Below are 17,202 nucleotides of genomic sequence, written 5' to 3' on the forward strand. Positions count from 1 at the left end.
CCATCTGCTAAGGGCAACGTAAGAGGTAGTGCAATGTCTGGTCTGAGCGACTCAGCAAAAAAAGTAATCGCAGCGTTGGAAAGTCGTGGACTGGAAACGCCAATGCAACCCAATGAGATGGGGCGCGCTGAAAAGAAAGAGAAAATTGAGCATCACATGCATGAAATTCTCAATATTCTTGGACTCGATTTGACTGATGATAGTCTTGAAGAAACACCACATCGCATTGCAAAAATGTATGTTGACGAGATTTTTTCAGGATTAGACTACCAAAACTTTCCGAAAATCACGGTCATTGAAAATAAAATGAACGTCAGTGAAATGGTACGCGTGAAAGATATCACCGTCACCAGCACCTGTGAACATCATTTAGTGACGATTGATGGGAAAGCCGCAGTGGCTTATATTCCCCGCGGTAAGATTATCGGGCTCTCCAAAATTAACCGTATTGTCCGTTTTTTTGCGCAGCGTCCTCAAGTACAGGAGCGCATGACGCAACAGATTTTAGTGGCACTACAAACATTGCTTGATTCAGACGATGTTGCCGTCACCATTGATGCGACCCACTATTGCGTGAAGTCGCGTGGTGTGATGGATGCGACCAGCGAAACCACGACAACGGCTCTGGGTGGCATTTTTAAATCGAATGCCTCAACACGCGCTGAATTTTTAAGTGGATTGCGTTAATTGCTGCATGATGTGTCATGAGGCAGACGTCGACTGTGAATCCAATCCAAAAAAAAAACGCCAGTGCAATACTGGCGTTTTTTTATGCATCATGCTCATTACTTGAGACACTACGGCCTGCAGTAATTAGAAGGCGGATTGGAAAATAGCGCACACCTCTTCATGAGAACCTTGACGAGGATTGGTCACGGCGCACGCATCTTTTAGGGCATTGGTGGCCAATGTTGGTACATCTTCCACTTTCGCACCGAGCTCTTCAAGACCCGCCGGAATACCAATTTCTTTTGATAACTCGACAATGGCATTGATTGCGGCATCCGCACCTTGCTCTGCGGTTAAGTTTTCCACATCCACGCCCATGGCTTTCGCGACATCGCGCAGACGCTCAGCAGATACTGACGCGTTATAGCGTTGTACGTGTGGCAGCAATACAGCATTACATACACCGTGTGGTAGGTTATAAAAACCGCCCAGTTGGTGCGCCATCGCGTGAACATACCCTAATGACGCATTATTAAAGGCCATACCTGCCATAAACTGCGCATAAGCCATCGCTTCACGAGCTTCTAAGTTTTGACCGTTTTTCACGGCTTCACGTAGGTTGGCTTGAATCATTTCAATGGCTTTAATGGCGACGGCATCAGTAATGGGCGTCGCTGCGGTTGAAACGTAGGCTTCAATCGCATGAGTCAGTGCATCCATCCCGGTTGCGGCAGTCAGCGAAGCCGGCTTCGCTAGCATCAATTTCGGATCGTTGACGGAAATAAGAGGGGTAGTGTGCTTATCAACAATCGCCATTTTAATGTGGCGTTCTTCATCGGTGATAATACAAAAGCGCGTCATTTCTGAAGCGGTACCTGCTGTGGTATTAATCGAAATTAATGGCAGCATAGGTTTAGGAGATTGGTCGATGCCTTCGTAATCGCCAATTTTACCACCATTGGAGGCTAATAAAGCAATGCCTTTCGCACAGTCATGTGGCGAACCGCCACCCAGTGAAATGACGAAGTCACATTGATTGTCTTTTAAAATCGCCAAGCCTTCATTTACGTTAGTCACAGTTGGGTTTGGATGAGTACCATCATAAACCACAGTGGCAACATCGCGAGCGGAAAGCAAGTCAGCGACTTCTTGTACGACACCGATTTTATTAAGTACCGCGTCACTTACAATCAATCCTTTTTTGAATCCTTTTGATTGAATGGCATCAGCCGCGTCAGTTAAACATCCGGCACCCATTAGGTTAACAGTAGGAATAAAAAATGCACTTGTCATTAGGCAGCTCCAAACAGAAATAAGCGAGAGTTTATTGATGGGGTAACCCCTGTGTGAAGCACTATGACAGACTCCAGAATGGCAATAATTGATCTAACTCAAATTTCCCAGAAGCACGTAAATAATGTAGCTCGCAAATTGATTATGATCAATTTAGCGCACAAAAACGTATGCAGCTTTGAGCATATAGTGTGTTGATATTATGGACAAAAATAAGAAAAAGCGCCGATGGAGGCGCTTGTGCTAGTTCGTGAACAGCGGCGGGTGAGCGGGGTGACTACGCTAATTCCACCAGCTTTTTGATCAAACGATCAATACCGGTCGCCGCTTCAGTAACGTTGTTGGCCAGCATATACGCGGGTGTCGAGAGAACGTTATTTTTCTGGTCGAGCACGTAATCTTCCACGGGACAGTCAACGTGTTGGCCGCCCAATGCGGTATAACCCGCTGCAGTGTCTTCATCATTGCCAATGGTGCCTTCCACACCATGTTGATAGATCATCGGAATGATATGCGGGGAAATACAAATATAACCCGCTGGTTTACCGGTGGCGGCAAAATCTTGGCAAGCGGCGGCCACATCGTCATTGAGTTGGCAATCGGCCCCTTTGACGGCGAAATTGGTGACGTTTTTTGCCATACCGAAGCCACCGGGTAACGCAATGGCATCGTACTCTTGGGCTGACAGTTCAGCGACATCACTGATATGGCCTCGGGCAATGCGTGCAGATTCGACTAAGACATTACGTTTTTCATGCATTACCTCACCGGTGAGGTGATTAATGACCTCAGCTTGCTCAATATTGGGCGCAAAGCAATGCCAGCTTGCCCCGTAGCGTTCGATCGCTTGCAGTGTTAACACGGCTTCGTGAATTTCGCTGCCATCGTAAACGCCGCAGCCGCCCAGAATTACTGCCACTTTTTTCATGAGGTCACTCCTTGTTGTTGAGAACGTTATCTTATAGAACGTGTGAATAACGACCTTAGCAGGGCCATCGTGAGTTTGGAAAGTCTCGATGTATCATTCTGGGGAATGAGGAGAAGAAAATACGGCGTCATCCCAATAAGGTTGGCTGGGATCAAATTTTTCACTTAGGTAGTCGATAAAGAGTCGAACTTTTTGCGGCAAATATTTGCGTTCGGGATAGACGGCATAGACCGCCGCTTCAGGCAATTGATAATCGGGCATGACCGTGGTTAATGTGTTGGCACGAATATAATCGCCAGCAATGAAGGTCGGCAATTGCGCGATGCCTAAACCAGACAGTAACATGCGTCGAATGGCTTCACTATTGTTCACATGAATATTGCCATTGGGAATCACCGATTCCTGCTCATTCCCGCGGACAAACATCCAGCTTTGCCCCCCTCGAAAATAGGAATATTGTAGACAGTTATGGTCGCGAAGCTGTGCAGGATGTTGAGGTTTGCCATGCTGTTGCAGGTAATCGTGTGAGGCACACAAAACGGTGCGACAGCGCGTTAACCGTTTGGCCACTAAGGTGGAGCTTTCCATATTTCCAATCCGAATCGCCATGTCGAGGCCTTGTGCCACAATGTCGACGAATTGATCGTCAAATTGAATATCGATATGCACATTGGGGTAGCGTTGTACAAATTCAGCGATGTAGGGGGCAATGTGTCGAACACCGAATGACATCGGCACACTCATTCTGAGATGACCGCTTGGCTCACCTTGTAACTCCGCCACGGCTTCAACACCCTGTTGGGCCCAATTGAGCGCAGTGGACACATGAGAGTAATAGCGCTCGCCCGCTTCGGTGAGGCTGATTTGGCGCGTGGTACGATTGAGCAAGCGCGCTCCCAATCCTTGTTCAAGTTGAGTAATACGTTTACTGACCGCGGATTTAGTGATATTCAAGCGTTCTGCGGCTCGAGAGAAACTACCCAGTTCAACTACAGCGATAAAAATCGGAATAGCGGAGAAATCCGTAAACATACCATCCTCTCGTCAATGTGAGACATTACATTGGTTATTTTAGCAACAAAAGCGTTGTCGGAACAACCATTGTTGACCTTAAAGAAACAATATGTGTATTGAAGAAGACTTACCTCCGAGTAGTAAAACCATTACACTGAGGCGAGACCAACAAAGGAGAACTCATGCAATACGATTGGATTTTATTTGATGCCGATGAAACGATATTCCGCTTTGATGCTTTTCGTGGGCTGCAAACCATGCTGGCCTCGAAAGGCATGACTTTTACCGCCGACGACTTTACTGAATACCAAAAATCAATAAACCAGCATGGGTGAAATATCAAAACGGTGAAATTGATGTCGACCAACTCAAATATGGCCGGTTTGTTCCTTTAGCAAAACGAATCCATTCAACCCCACAATTGTTGCAACAAGATTTTCTCAAAGCCATGAGTGACATCTGTGTGCCTTTGCCGGGTGCGAAAGAACTGCTGGAGGCATTACGAGGCCATGTTAAGCTCGGCATTGTGACCAATGGATTTGTTGATTTACAGCAGGCTCGACTCGAAAAAAATGGCTTGTATGATCACTTCGATGTCATTGTATGTTCTGAAGCGGTTGGATGTGCTAAGCCGGATCCTCGTATTTTCGAGTATGCGCTGAAAACGATGGGCCACCCAGACAAACAGCGCGTGTTGATGGTGGGGGATAACCCTCACTCCGACATTCTTGGCGGGATGCAGATCGGATTTGATACGTGTTGGTTAAATGAAAATCAGGAGCCAGTGCCCGAAGGGATCACTCCTACGCTACACGTGACGCATCTTGAACAATTACATCGCCATTTATTTGCTTTATAACCCGCATGTAAGTAATAATTTCAGACTGTTATTTCCATTTGTCATCAAGATAAGGCTGGCTTGTGCAATATGTCGCGATAAAAAATATCATTATTGAGCAAATTGCTGCTGGGCTTTTAGCGCCACGGCAAAAATTGCCGTCAGAACGTCAACTGGCTGAGTCGTTTAACACCACGCGCGTGACATTACGTGAAGCGTTGAGTCTATTGGAAGCGGAAGGGGCCATTTATCGTGAAGACCGACGTGGATGGTTCATTACGCCCCCTGCTCTTCGTTATTATGTAGGCAGTCAGCAGCCGTTTCACAAGCTAGCGCAGCAGCAGGACCGACAAACCGAGGTGCGGCTCGTCCGTGTGTCTCGGCAAATGGCGGATAAAAGCATTGCACACATGGCGACGTTACCACCGTTCACCGATGTACAATGCATTGAACGCGTTCGTTGTTTGGAAGGTCGCCCCGTCGCCTATGTGCTGAGTTACCTGCATCATCCCAAGGTATTGGGATGGAAGACGGTCTCGGTCAAGCAATCGCTGACAGAGCAATTGCGTGAGACGTTTTCAGTGACTCATCAAGTGCATGACTATCAAGTCAACGTTGGGGCGCTTTCTGGTGAGCGTGCTCAACACCTGCATGCCACAGTAGGTACACCTGCGCTGGTGGTGACGCGTCAATATCGAGATGAACAGCAGGCATTTGTTCGAGCCGACATTGAATATTGGCGCCATGACGCGATTATCGTGTGCGGCGAGGCACAATAATACGGTTTGAGTACCAGAGAGGGGCACATGAGCCCTGTCACGTTCATTCATGGCAATATCATGCTCAAGCGAAAGAAGACGCTTGGACTTCGTTATCTTCGCGTTTTATCACTTTGTGCCCCTCTTCAGTGACCCCATTTTTCCAGTAACTGCTGATGTATATGTAGTCGCGGTCAATATTATGTTGCTGACGGAAATACTGGCGGAACGCCCGCATTGCGTCGAATTCACACGCGCACCAAACCGCGCATTGACCCGCGCGCCACGTCAGAGCTTTTACTGCATCCACTAACTCTGTTCCTTGGCCAGCCACATGCCAAATGATGTCCATACCTTCGGGGGCTGTCAGTGTTTGGGCATCATTCGCATCCGCGACTTCAATAACGGCATAGCCTTGCGCATCGGCAGGAAGGGCGGTTAATTGTGCGCTCAAGGCGGGAAGGGCGGTCATGTCTGCCACTAAAAAGAACCAATCACCAGAGTTGTTGATACCTGGGCTTTTACCGGGACCGGCAATTTGGATGCTATCGCCGACTTGGCACTCTAATGCCCAGCGCGCTGCAAACCCGCAGCAAGGGTCTTTAACCTCATGACGAACAAAATCCAACGTCAGGATATGCGATTGAGGATCAAAATCACGAATGGTGTACGTTCTCAAGACAGGGCGAACCGAGTCATCTAATGTACTTAAATCGGTGCTGCCTTGTGGTGTGAACTGCAGTTTGATGTAGTCACCGATGCAATCTGTATCAAAGTGCGCAATGCTGTCACCTTGTAGTTGAATTCGTTGAAAGTTTGGTGAAATACGTTCCGTTGCAATAACGGTAAGCGCAAAGCTTGGACGGCGTGAAGGGGTTTTTGACATAAGAATGGGCTCGCTTATTTGATAATAGGAAAGGGCGGATATTATAGCGATGATCAGTCAAAAACTCAATGATAACAATTTTCATTAGTATTTGCCTGCCTGTGTTTCAGGATAAGAGAACTCGCCGCAAGCCTCGTTGCTGGTGGCGTCAATGACAAATGGGTTGTCATTTCAGGGGATTGCTTTAGAATAATAGCGTCGGCTTAAGCAGGGGCATCCGTATTTGTCCCTAAATTTGTTTGACATTGTCTTATGTGTTTTGTTTACATTGCTGAATAACACAACATTCACCCACAAGTGTTGCTTGGTGTGCAACACCACTGTAAGGATATAAAATGCCTACAATTACTCTTCCTGACGGCAGTCAGCGTCAATTTGATAACCCAGTTTCTACTCTCGATGTTGCTCAATCTATTGGTCCTGGTCTTGCGAAAGCAACGATCGCTGGCCGTGTGAATGGTGAGCGTGTCGATGCGTGTGATTTGATTGAGCACGATGCCAGTCTTGAAATCATCACAGCCAAAGATGAAACCGATGGTTTAGAAATCGTTCGTCACTCATGTGCCCACTTATTGGGGCATGCGCTTAAGCAGCTTTTCCCAGATGCAAAAATGGCGATCGGTCCGACCATCGATAGTGGTTTTTACTACGACATCGACTTAGAGCATTCTTTATCTCAAGACGATTTAGAAAAAGTCGAAGCTCGCATGAAAGAGCTAGCAAAAACCAAATATGAAGTCGTCAAAAAGAAAGTGAGCTGGCAGGAAGCACGTGATACCTTCGAGTCTCGAGGTGAACCATATAAAATGGAAATCTTGGATGAGAACGTCGCACGCGATGATCGCCCTGGCTTGTACCATCATCTTGAATACGTCGATATGTGTCGTGGTCCTCATGTACCGCACATGGGCTTTTGTCAGAACTTCAAACTGTTAAACGTCGCGGGTGCCTACTGGCGCGGTAACAGTGATAACAAAATGCTGCAACGTATTTACGGCACCGCTTTTCATGATAAAAAAGCGCTGAAAGCACACTTAACTCGTCTTGAAGAAGCGGCGAAGCGTGACCATCGTAAATTAGGCAAACAGCTTGATTTATTCCATATGCAGCAAGAAGCACCAGGTATGGTATTCTGGCATCATAATGGTTGGTCTATCTTCCGCGATCTTGAGCAATTTGTTCGTAGCAAATTGGTAGAATACGATTACGAAGAAGTGAAAGGCCCATTGATGATGGACCGCGTGTTATGGGAGCGTTCTGGTCACTGGGACAAATATTCCGATGCGATGTTTACCACATCGTCAGAAAATCGTGAATACGCCATCAAACCAATGAACTGCCCTGGACATGTCCAAATCTTTAACCAAGGCTTGAAGTCGTACCGTGATTTACCGTTACGTATGGCGGAGTTTGGCTCATGTCACCGTAACGAACCATCAGGCTCACTGCACGGCATTATGCGTGTTCGTGGCTTTACACAAGATGATGCTCATATCTTCTGTACTGAAGAACAAATTCAACAAGAAGTGACATCATGCATTAAAATGGTTTACGATACATATCAAACCTTTGGTTTTGATAACATCGCAGTAAAACTGTCTACACGTCCAGAACAACGTGTGGGGAGTGATGAAATTTGGGACAAATCCGAAGCGGATCTGATCAAATCCCTTGAATCAATGGATATTCCATTTGACATTCAAGAGGGTGAAGGCGCATTCTACGGACCTAAAATTGAATTTACTTTATATGACTGTTTAGATCGCGCATGGCAATGTGGTACTGTTCAGCTTGATTTCAACTTACCAGGCCGCTTAGGTGCGACTTTCGTAGGTGAGAACAACGAGCGTTTGGTTCCTGTCATGATTCACCGCGCAATCCTTGGTTCACTTGAGCGTTTCATCGGTATTTTGATCGAAGAATACGCTGGCTTCTTCCCAACATGGTTGTCGCCTGAACAAGCCGTTGTGCTGAATATTACGGACAAACAGTCTGATTACGCTCAAGAAGTCGCGAAAAAACTGCGTAAATGTGGAATTCGTGTGAAAGCAGACTTGAGAAATGAAAAAATAGGCTTTAAAATCCGTGAACACACTTTAAAACGTGTTCCGTACATGCTGGTATGTGGTGACCAAGAAATGGAAGCCGGTGAAATAGCAGTACGTACTCGTAAAGGTAAGGATCTCGGTAAATTTAAATTGGATGACTTTATTGAACATATCCAATCTGAGATTGCTAGCCGTAAGCTTAATCTGGAGGAATAAACTATTAAAGGCGGAAGACGTGGCCAATTGCCGGCCAAACAAAACCAGCACCGTTTAAACGGTGAGATTCGTGGCGTTCGTGAAGTTCGTTTAACTGGCGTAGACGGCGAGTCTGTAGGTATCGTGTCGATTCAAGAAGCAGTAGCTACAGCTGAAGAAGCTGGTTTGGATCTCGTAGAGATCAGCCCTAACGCCGAGCCGCCAGTCTGTCGAGTGATGGACTATGGCAAGTTCCTCTTCGAGAAGAGCAAGGCTTCAAAAGATCAGAAGAAAAAACAAAAACAGATCCAGATTAAGGAAGTAAAATTCCGTCCTGGTACTGATATTGGAGACTATCAGGTAAAACTACGCAACCTGACCCGTTTCCTTGAAGACGGCAACAAAGTGAAGGTAACAATTCGCTTCCGTGGCCGCGAAATGGCTCACCAAAACATCGGTGTGGACCTTCTAAACCGAATTAAAGAAGACACGGCAGATATTTCTGTAGTAGAATCTTTCCCGTCGCGTATAGAAGGCCGCCAGATGATTATGGTGATTGCCCCTAAGAAGAAGTAATTAACGGCTTTACAAGTAATAAAACCGTCCGCTTTAGCGGTCGGTTTTGTTCGCCTTGATTACGTGTTATTAACTATTACAATGCGGAGTTATTCATCATGCCTAAGATGAAAACCAACAAAGGTGCTGCTAAGCGTTTTAAGAAAACTGCTGGTGGCTTCAAATTTAAGCACGCTACTAAACGTCACATCCTGACTAAGCGTACTACTAAGAACAAGCGTCAGCTTCGTCCAAATGCTATCCTTCCAAAATGTGAAGTGGCTGGCATTGTACGTTGTCTACCGTACGCTTAATTCTTTTTAGTTATTTAATTCGTTTAGTTTAGGAGAAGCATAATGCCTCGCGTAAAACGTGGTGTACAAGCTCGTGCACGTCATAAGAAAGTTCTTAATCAAGCTAAAGGTTACTACGGAGCACGTTCACGTGTTTATCGTGTAGCTTTCCAAGCAGTTACTAAAGCTGGTCAATACGCTTACCGTGACCGTCGTAACAAGAAACGTCAATTCCGTCAACTTTGGATTGCTCGTATCAATGCTGCGTCTCGTCAAAACGGTCTGTCTTACAGCCGTCTTATCAACGGTCTGAAAAAAGCATCTATCGAAATCGATCGTAAGATTCTTGCAGACATCGCGGTATTCGACAAAGCTGCATTTACAGTACTTGTTGAAAAAGCGAAAGCTGCTCTTTAATTAGAAGTAGTTTTACAGGTTTAATTAAAAGGAGAGCGCAAGCTCTCCTTTTTTATTACCGATTATTATTTGGGGAAGCGGTCAAACACTGCTCCCACAAACACAAAGCGCACCATGAGACAGTTCTCGCGGTGCGCTTTTTTTTGGTTATTTTAGTGACGGTGTCACATTTAAAATATTGAGATTATGACTGCTCATCATCTAAGTAGGGCTGCAGCAATTGCAAATCGGATGCGCCTAAGCGATCCGAGGCGGTCATTGCTTGATGCCAGTAAGGGTAGAGCAGGGGTGGACGACTCACTTTTTCTAAACGCTGCAACTCATCGTTGGTTAACGTTAAGTCGGCCGCGGCTAAGTTATCTTTTAGCTGTTCATCGGTACGTGCTCCGATGACAACTGAACTGATCGTAGGGCGAGTGAGCAACCAAGCTAATGAGACTTGCGCAGCTGAGACCCCATGGTTTTCCCCGATGGCGACAAGTTCATCGACAATGTCGTAAAGTTTGTCGGTATCCGATACTGGTGGCTCTTTCCAACCCTGTAGATGACGTGAATCTTGCGGTGTTTGATTATCACGGCGGAACTTACCAGATAGCAATCCTCCCGCGAGCGGGCTCCAGACCATAACGCCGACGCCTTGATCGTTGGCAATCGGCAATAACTCATATTCCGCTTCACGAGCTTGTAGTGTGTAATGAATTTGTTGACTGATCGGGCGTAAGTAATGATTTTCTGAGGCACTGCCTAGCGTTTTCATAAGCTGCCAACCCGCGTAGTTGGACACACCGTAATAGCGCACTTTACCGTCACGGATTAAACGATCCATGGCTTCTAACGTTTCTTCCACTGGAGTCCAGCCATCCCACTCGTGAATGTGGTACAAGTCAATATGATCGCGGCCTAGTCGTTTAAGTGACGCTTCACAGGCCTCAATGATATGGTAGCGAGAATTGCCACCTTGGTTTGGACCGGGGCCGGTAGGGAAACGAGCTTTTGTTGCGAGCAACATTTGATCTTGTCGACCTTGTAATGCTTTGCCTAAGATCTCTTCTGATGCGCCGTCTGAGTAGATATCTGCAGTATCGAGAATGTTAATCCCCGCATCGATACACATGTCGATTTGTCGTTTTGCTACATCGACACCACCGTCGCCCACATGAGCAAACTTACCTTGCCCGCCGTAAGTCATGGTGCCGAGAGTAAAAGCCGAAATACGTAGGCCTGAATGGCCCAGTTGACGATATTCCATTGACGCACTCCTTCGCTGTGCTTATTCAAATGAATGGTTAGACCCGATTTCAGATAATAAGTGCGACATTCATGGAAATATGTAGAAGAGGAAGCCAACTGCTGAAAGTGGTACGCTCTTCTCGCCAAAGAAACAAGCAGTACTACCATGAATTATCAACAGTTGACCGAAGGCAGAAGATACCAGATTTCTGCTCTTTTGGAACGGGGAATTTCGGTTCCTGAAATAGCTAAAACAGTTCAGTGCCACCGCTCGACGGTATACCGTGAGCTTAAACGCGGTCGGAAGGGAGAGCATTATTGCCCTAACGAAGCCCAGATGTCGTCTACCAAAAAGCGCAAAACAGCACGTAAATACCGAATACCAAAGGAACGTGTCGATTTTATCCGCCTTCTTTTAGAAACAGATTGGAGTCCAGAGCAGATTTCTAATGTATTAACGAAAATTGGTGCATCTGTCAGTCATGAGTGGATCTATCGCTTTGTTGCTCAAGATAAACGCTTGGGCGGTAAGTTATATCGTCACTTGAGACAAGGTCATAAGCGGTATCGCCGAGGTAAACAAGAGAAAGCTCCAGCGATAAAAAATACCGTTTCGATTGATGATAGACCAAGCATCGTTGACAGTAAGGAGCGGTTTGGTGACTGGGAAATCGACACTGTGCTAGGTAAGCATGGTACAGGTGCAATGGTGACTATTTTAGAGCGTAAGACTCGATTTTACGTGGTAAAGAAAGTGCCATCTAAGTCAGCGGATGATGTCACCAAAGCGACAATAGAGCTACTGAAGCCCTATAAGAAACATGTCCATACCATTACGGCAGATAACGGGCGAGAGTTTGCAGGTCATGAAACCATCGCAAAAGAATTAAAGGCTGATGTGTACTTTGCTCATCCGTACAGTTCTTGGGAGCGTGGTGCTAATGAGAATGCGAACGGTCTTTTAAGGCAATATGTGAAGAAAGGAACCGATCTAACGACAGTGACGGACATCGATATAGAGTTCGCTTTATCGCGGATAAATTACCGTCCGAGAAAGTGTTTAGGCTTCAAGCAGGCAGCCATTATATTTGAGGAGATGGCTTTAGCTTCTTGATATTGGAGAGTGTCGCACTTCGCAGTTGAATTCGGGGAAAACCAACGTAACATATCTCATCTTACGATAACTGAGACGTATATTGCAAAGGCGGTATCAGCAATGAGCCTATATCGATTGAGTCATAAAATAAAAGGAATAAATTAATAAAAAATACACGATATGATGACGTTTTGGTGACATAGATTCATAAAAATTTTTATCGTTTTCCTATCTCTGGCAGCAGCATAGTAAATATGCCAATATGACGCCTTTAAATTTCATACTTAAATTAATAGCTATTGATAATAGGAAAAATAACCATGTCTCACGCTAGTGACTTACAAAAGCAAATCGATACTCACACTGTTCATATTGTCTTGTTGACCATGTGTACATTTGGTATTTATCCGCTGTTATACCTGTATCGTAATACCAAAGTTATTGAAAATATTACTCAATATAAGGTTGCTTCAGATGGGTTAGTGATCGGTTTAGCCGCGTGTACTGGGCTAAGTAGTGTATTGCTGACGGAATACAATGCGGCTTCATCAATTCTCAATTTATTGATCACAGTGGTTAGCGGTATTTTGTATTTGGTGTGGTCTTTTAGCGCCAGAGATGCCATTCAAAAATATGCTCATGGCACCCTTAATATTGATGACTTTAAGATAAATATTATTTGGACACTATTATTTAGCTTTATGTATGTGAATTATTCGATTAATAAACTGGCAGAATATTCAGAGCCAGAGGTGAATTCTGATGAGTCACATGAAAACGATGAAAAAATGACACTGGAAGGCTAAAGAAATAACAGAAGATAAGGCGAAAACCTTATCTTCTTATTTTATTGTCTGTGGCTAAAAAATAGTCACAGAATCATGTGTAACGCGTCATCGAGCGCGCCGACTAACCAGTCGATATCGTGTGCTTGGAAGGCCAAGGGTGGACGCAATTTCAAAACATTACCATGCGGCCCTGCAACAGAGGTCAGGACTTTTCGCTCACGCAATTTTTCAATTAAATCCAACGCAAGCGCTTTGTTCGGTGTTTTGGATTCTTTATCGCTGACCAACTCGAAGCCTATAAATAAGCCCGCGCCCCGTACATCACCAACGCAGTCATATTTCTCTTGTAGCCCTTTTAATTCATTCAATAGCTGTTGTCCGACTTGGGCACTGTGTGCTTGCAGTCCTTCTTCTTTAATCACATTTAATACAGCTTGTGCCGCCGCCATGGCCACAGGATTGCCACCAAACGTATTGAAATAAGGAATTTGATCACTGAATGCTGCCAGCACCTCTTGTTTGGCAAATAAACCTGAAACAGGAATCCCATTGCCCATGGGTTTGCCACTGGTCACGACATCAGGGATAACGCCATGGCGAGCAAACCCCCAGAACGCCTCACCAGTACGCGCAAAACCAGGTTGCACTTCGTCGGCAATAAAAATTCCTCCGTTTTTATGGACCACATCGATGGCGGGTTTTAAAAAGCCAGCGTTACCAGGCAGTACACCATCCGAAGAAAAAATGGAATCGGCCATAAAGCCAGCGAATTGAATACCATTCGTCGTCATTTCATCGATTTTCTCCTGCATTCTATCCGCCAACCAAACCCCAACATCTTGGCCTGCTAAGCGATAGTGATCCGGCGAGGCGAGAAGCCCGGTGTTCGGTGATAACGGTTGACCTGAGCCCAGTGCTGGTGAAGCGCCCGAGGTCAACGCACTGGTCCCGTGATAGGCTTCTTGCGAGACGATGATTCCTGTTCCACCGGAATACGCGTGAGCGATACGCATCGCCAGATCATTGGCCTCAGAGCCGGTGCACATATACATGGCCTTGTTGATCTCGCTTGGCATCGTCTCTAGTAGCTCTTCGCTGTAAGACAGTATGCGCTCGTGTAAATAACGGGTATGAGTATTCAAGCTTTGCATTTGTTCATTGACTGCGGCGATCACCGCGGGGTGACAGTGACCAATACTGGCAACGTTATTGTAGACGTCGAGATATTTATCGCCGTTCGCATCCCAGAGATATTGGCCTAGGCCTTTGACCAAATGCACAGGCCGACGGTAGAACAAACGGTAAGACTCGCCCAGTAATCGCTCGCGTTTCGCGGTCAGTTGGCGGGTCGCCTCATCGAGCTCACTGGCGTGTTCGGGACGAAAACTATTGGTGTCCATGATGGTAGAGCGTACGACCATAAATCCTCCGGTCTTTAATAGCGAAAAAACATACCGTGATGCGCGGGATGAATAAGGCGAATAATGTCTTGGCCTCTTCACGGTGAATGACTCTATCTTGCGTGACGTCACAGTAAAAAACTTGACCGTACAAAGCTGTATCCGTGTTTTGAAGACAAGTTTTATCAACAGTTACCCGATTGCAGCAAGGGGGATGGCGTAAAGGTAATGTCTGGTCAAGCGCGATGTGATTCAGTTGCGGCATGCTGGCGACAACGCTGATGAATGACAAGGATGAGCTTATGGAGATGGAACAATACGATACATTAACCGATGATGAGATGATTGCCATGGCCAATGATGTGTTAACGCGCTACCTACCGGAACATCAAGGCACGGCAACATTAATCTGTCGCTCTGAAAACGCGACCTTCAAAGTGCGCACAGAGCGAGAGCAGTTTGCCTTGCGTATTCATCGTCCTGATTATCATGATGCGATCAACATTCAAAGCGAGCTCGCTTGGCTCGCCGCGCTAGAGCAACAAGGGTTCGTCGTTCCGATGCCCGTCGCGGATAAAAACGGCATTCAGGTACAACCCATTGAGGTCAGTGACCAAGACCGACGTTTTGCCGTGTTATTTCGTTGGATTGAGGGAAGCATGCCCACAACGGACATCGAACCTGAACAGTTTGAGCCGTTGGGCGAAATCATGGCGCGTTTGCATTTGCACAGTATTCATTGGCCGAGACCTGCATGGTTTAAGCGTTTGCAATGGGACCACCCATCGATGGTGGGCGAGCATGGTCATTGGGGGCATTGGAAAAAGGTACCCGGCTTATCGCCGGCCGATATTGAGACGGTACAGCGTGCTGTGGACAGCATTGCACTGCATGTTCAACATTATGGCAAAGAGAGCCAAACCTATGGCTTAATTCATGCCGATTTACGACTCACTAACTTGCTGTTTCATCATGGTATGACGCGTGCAATAGACTTCGATGATTGCGGCGAAGGGTGGTTCATGCATGACATTGCCGCCGCGATAAGCTTTTACGAGCACCATGAGAACGCTGAAGAGTGGATGAGCAGTGTGTTGCGCGGCTACCAGAAGGTTCGTCCCTTGTCCCAACGGGATCTCGATATTTTGCCCGTGATGGTGATGCAGCGTCGCATCCAATTGCTCGCTTGGGTCGGCTCTCATCAACAAACGGAAATGGCACAGAGCCTCGGCGAGCACTGGGTCGCAGAAACGGTTCGTTTGTGTCAGGACTACTTACGTATTCATGCCAAGGCACTTGAGGCGGTAGGATAAGAGCCTGACATGCCGAGCCTCGCTAGCATTGCCCATAGTTTGTGCAAACACGCATCATTATGGGCGATTGTAGTGCACATCATCACATAATGAAGGCCCGATAGGCCGTTTGGTCGTGGAGCGATTTTTGCTTGATATGAACCTTCTGTACGAACGTTGATGAAGGATCACGAATATGGACATGTTGAGCGTACACAATCATTCGGCAATGCAGGCGCTTACCCAGCACTCCGTGGGTAACCAAGGTGTACTTGCCGCGGCCGCAACCGGACTGTCGACCTTTATTACTCAGCAGGGCGGTGATATTGACCGCATCTTGGGTCGCAGCGGTGTGAATCCAGAGATCCTGACTCAGCCGACTTCCAGCCTTAAATTAACGCATTATTGTCAAGTGCTTGAGCAAGCTGCGCAGCAAACAGGGTGCGATCATTTCGGCCTATATTACGGTCAGCAGTTTATGCCACAGCATTTGGGATTGATTGGCTACATTGGATTGTGCTCGGCGACCGTACATCAGGCATTAGTGAATGTCGTGAACGCCTTTCATTGGCATCAGCATGACACCTTCATGCAATTGGTGAATCTTGGCGATGCGGTGCGGGTGGATTATCAAATTCGCCACGGCGGCATTGTGGTTCGTCGGCAAGATGCGGAGTTGACCATGGGGATGATCGTCAACCTGGTTCGGCAAGGTACAGGAAAGACTTTTGCTCCTCGTATGCTGCATTTTGAGCACGCCAGCCCCGAGAGCTGGCATGAGCACTGTAAAGTCTTTGATGCGCCCGTCTATTTTAGTCAGCCGTTCAATTCGGTCGTGATTGAAAAAGCGTATTTAACGCGCGTCATGCCCAATGCGGATCCCATGTTACTGTCTTTGATGACCGAAGCGTTGCAGCGCTTAAATGTGTCTCAAACCGGCCAATCGTTATCAGAGCAAGTCAGAGCACATATTCAAACTCACTTAGTGGAGGGTGAGCCAGAGTTAGACAACATTGCAGATAGCATGGGGATGAGCCGATTGACGTTACAGCGTCGTTTAAAAGCCGAGCACGTCAGTTATCGCCAGCTATTAGAGAATGTGAGACGTGATTTAGCGTCTCATTACTTGCAACAATCTCATTTACCGATCACCGAAATGGGATTATTACTTGGTTATTCAGAAACCAGTGCGTTTTCTCGTGCATTTCGTCGTTGGTTTGGTGTGAGTCCGCGGCAATATCGATGCAATTAATCTAACCGCTGGTATGCAATCCGTGACGTTTCTCTCTCCTACATGGGTGAGTGTTATCGAGTGTGAATCGGTTAAGAATGCTATTCATTATGATTTTAATTGCATATTCTATTAGTTAATTCGTGCATTTATATAAGCTGTATTCCATAAGCGAACGAAGTCGGCTCGCTGTGACGCTTTAGTCTTTACATTTTCTTACAATATTAAACAATGAAATATATCAATAGATAAAATCTGTTGGTGAGTAGTC

Annotated in this window: 16 protein-coding genes and 1 pseudogene; 11 read left to right on the forward strand and 6 right to left on the reverse strand. The window is 46.3% G+C overall.

The annotated features are described in order from the left end of the window. Window positions 1-33: 33 nt before the first annotated feature. A complete protein-coding gene (gene folE / locus EAE30_RS00625) occupies window positions 34-687 on the forward strand; it encodes a GTP cyclohydrolase I FolE (protein WP_123014199.1) in 654 nt (217 codons plus the stop codon). A 126-nt stretch (window positions 688-813) separates the two neighbouring features. Here the strand turns inward: folE and yiaY are convergent, their stop codons facing one another. The 3 genes from yiaY to EAE30_RS00640 form a co-directional block, all read right to left on the reverse strand. Next, window positions 814-1,962, reverse strand: coding sequence for an L-threonine dehydrogenase (yiaY, locus tag EAE30_RS00630; protein ID WP_123014200.1), 1,149 nt, complete (start codon window positions 1,960-1,962; stop codon window positions 814-816). 277 nt (window positions 1,963-2,239) lie between these two features. Next, window positions 2,240-2,890, reverse strand: a complete 651-nt coding sequence (gene elbB, locus EAE30_RS00635) for an isoprenoid biosynthesis glyoxalase ElbB (RefSeq protein ID WP_123014201.1) — start codon at window positions 2,888-2,890, stop codon at window positions 2,240-2,242. A 93-nt stretch (window positions 2,891-2,983) separates the two neighbouring features. Next, entirely contained in the window at window positions 2,984-3,922 is a 939-nt protein-coding gene (locus EAE30_RS00640) for a LysR family transcriptional regulator (protein ID WP_123014202.1), read from the reverse strand. A gap of 164 nt (window positions 3,923-4,086) precedes the next feature. Here EAE30_RS00640 and yjjG point away from each other — a divergent pair. Together yjjG and EAE30_RS00650 are read left to right on the forward strand one after the other, a co-directional pair. Beyond that, window positions 4,087-4,763: pseudogene (yjjG, locus tag EAE30_RS00645) on the forward strand (pyrimidine 5'-nucleotidase). A gap of 62 nt (window positions 4,764-4,825) precedes the next feature. Then, a complete protein-coding gene (locus tag EAE30_RS00650; protein ID WP_123014203.1) occupies window positions 4,826-5,521 on the forward strand; it encodes a UTRA domain-containing protein in 696 nt (231 codons plus the stop codon). A gap of 64 nt (window positions 5,522-5,585) precedes the next feature. Here EAE30_RS00650 and EAE30_RS00655 read toward each other — a convergent pair whose 3' ends face one another. Further along, window positions 5,586-6,386: a siderophore-interacting protein gene (locus tag EAE30_RS00655; protein WP_123014204.1), complete on the reverse strand. Its 801-nt coding sequence runs from the start codon at window positions 6,384-6,386 to the stop codon at window positions 5,586-5,588. A gap of 335 nt (window positions 6,387-6,721) precedes the next feature. On the opposite strand from EAE30_RS00655, the gene thrS reads away from it, so the two are divergent. The 4 genes from thrS to rplT all read left to right on the forward strand — a co-directional run bounded on the left by thrS (window position 6,722) and on the right by rplT (window position 9,894). After that, the gene (gene thrS / locus EAE30_RS00660; RefSeq protein ID WP_123014205.1) at window positions 6,722-8,650 is read left to right on the forward strand and encodes a threonine--tRNA ligase; all 1,929 of its coding nucleotides are present in this window, start codon (window positions 6,722-6,724) and stop codon (window positions 8,648-8,650) included. Window positions 8,651-8,677: 27 nt separating this feature from the next. Then, window positions 8,678-9,205, forward strand: coding sequence for a translation initiation factor IF-3 (gene infC / locus EAE30_RS00665; RefSeq protein ID WP_261809183.1), 528 nt, complete (start codon window positions 8,678-8,680; stop codon window positions 9,203-9,205). Between the two features lie 98 nt (window positions 9,206-9,303). Further along, window positions 9,304-9,498: a 50S ribosomal protein L35 gene (gene rpmI / locus EAE30_RS00670; protein ID WP_045571902.1), complete on the forward strand. Its 195-nt coding sequence runs from the start codon at window positions 9,304-9,306 to the stop codon at window positions 9,496-9,498. Window positions 9,499-9,540: 42 nt separating this feature from the next. Then, on the forward strand, window positions 9,541-9,894 hold the full coding sequence (gene rplT, locus EAE30_RS00675; protein ID WP_077315056.1) for a 50S ribosomal protein L20: 354 nt from the start codon (window positions 9,541-9,543) through the stop codon (window positions 9,892-9,894). A 184-nt stretch (window positions 9,895-10,078) separates the two neighbouring features. On the opposite strand, the gene EAE30_RS00680 is transcribed toward rplT, so the two are convergent. Continuing rightward, window positions 10,079-11,143 carry an aldo/keto reductase gene (locus EAE30_RS00680; protein WP_123014207.1) on the reverse strand — a complete coding sequence of 355 codons (1,065 nt, stop codon included), beginning with the start codon at window positions 11,141-11,143 and terminating at the stop codon, window positions 10,079-10,081. 147 nt (window positions 11,144-11,290) lie between these two features. Between EAE30_RS00680 and EAE30_RS00685 the strand changes: the two genes are divergently transcribed. Next, window positions 11,291-12,238 carry an IS30 family transposase gene (locus EAE30_RS00685; RefSeq protein WP_123014179.1) on the forward strand — a complete coding sequence of 316 codons (948 nt, stop codon included), beginning with the start codon at window positions 11,291-11,293 and terminating at the stop codon, window positions 12,236-12,238. Between the two features lie 302 nt (window positions 12,239-12,540). Further along, window positions 12,541-13,026, forward strand: coding sequence for a DUF4234 domain-containing protein (locus tag EAE30_RS00690; protein WP_123014208.1), 486 nt, complete (start codon window positions 12,541-12,543; stop codon window positions 13,024-13,026). Window positions 13,027-13,091: 65 nt separating this feature from the next. On the opposite strand, the gene EAE30_RS00695 is transcribed toward EAE30_RS00690, so the two are convergent. Continuing rightward, complete coding sequence (locus EAE30_RS00695) at window positions 13,092-14,429, reverse strand: aspartate aminotransferase family protein (RefSeq protein WP_123014209.1); 1,338 nt, start codon at window positions 14,427-14,429, stop codon at window positions 13,092-13,094. 281 nt (window positions 14,430-14,710) lie between these two features. Between EAE30_RS00695 and EAE30_RS00700 the strand changes: the two genes are divergently transcribed. Together EAE30_RS00700 and qhpR are read left to right on the forward strand one after the other, a co-directional pair. Beyond that, window positions 14,711-15,721, forward strand: coding sequence for a phosphotransferase enzyme family protein (locus EAE30_RS00700; RefSeq protein WP_123014210.1), 1,011 nt, complete (start codon window positions 14,711-14,713; stop codon window positions 15,719-15,721). A 175-nt stretch (window positions 15,722-15,896) separates the two neighbouring features. Beyond that, a complete protein-coding gene (qhpR, locus tag EAE30_RS00705) occupies window positions 15,897-16,952 on the forward strand; it encodes an AraC-like transcriptional regulator QhpR (protein ID WP_199287025.1) in 1,056 nt (351 codons plus the stop codon). Window positions 16,953-17,202 lie beyond the last annotated feature (250 nt).

The sequence above is a fragment of the Vibrio zhugei genome (assembly GCF_003716875.1).
Classification (GTDB): Bacteria; Pseudomonadota; Gammaproteobacteria; order Enterobacterales; family Vibrionaceae; genus Vibrio; species Vibrio zhugei.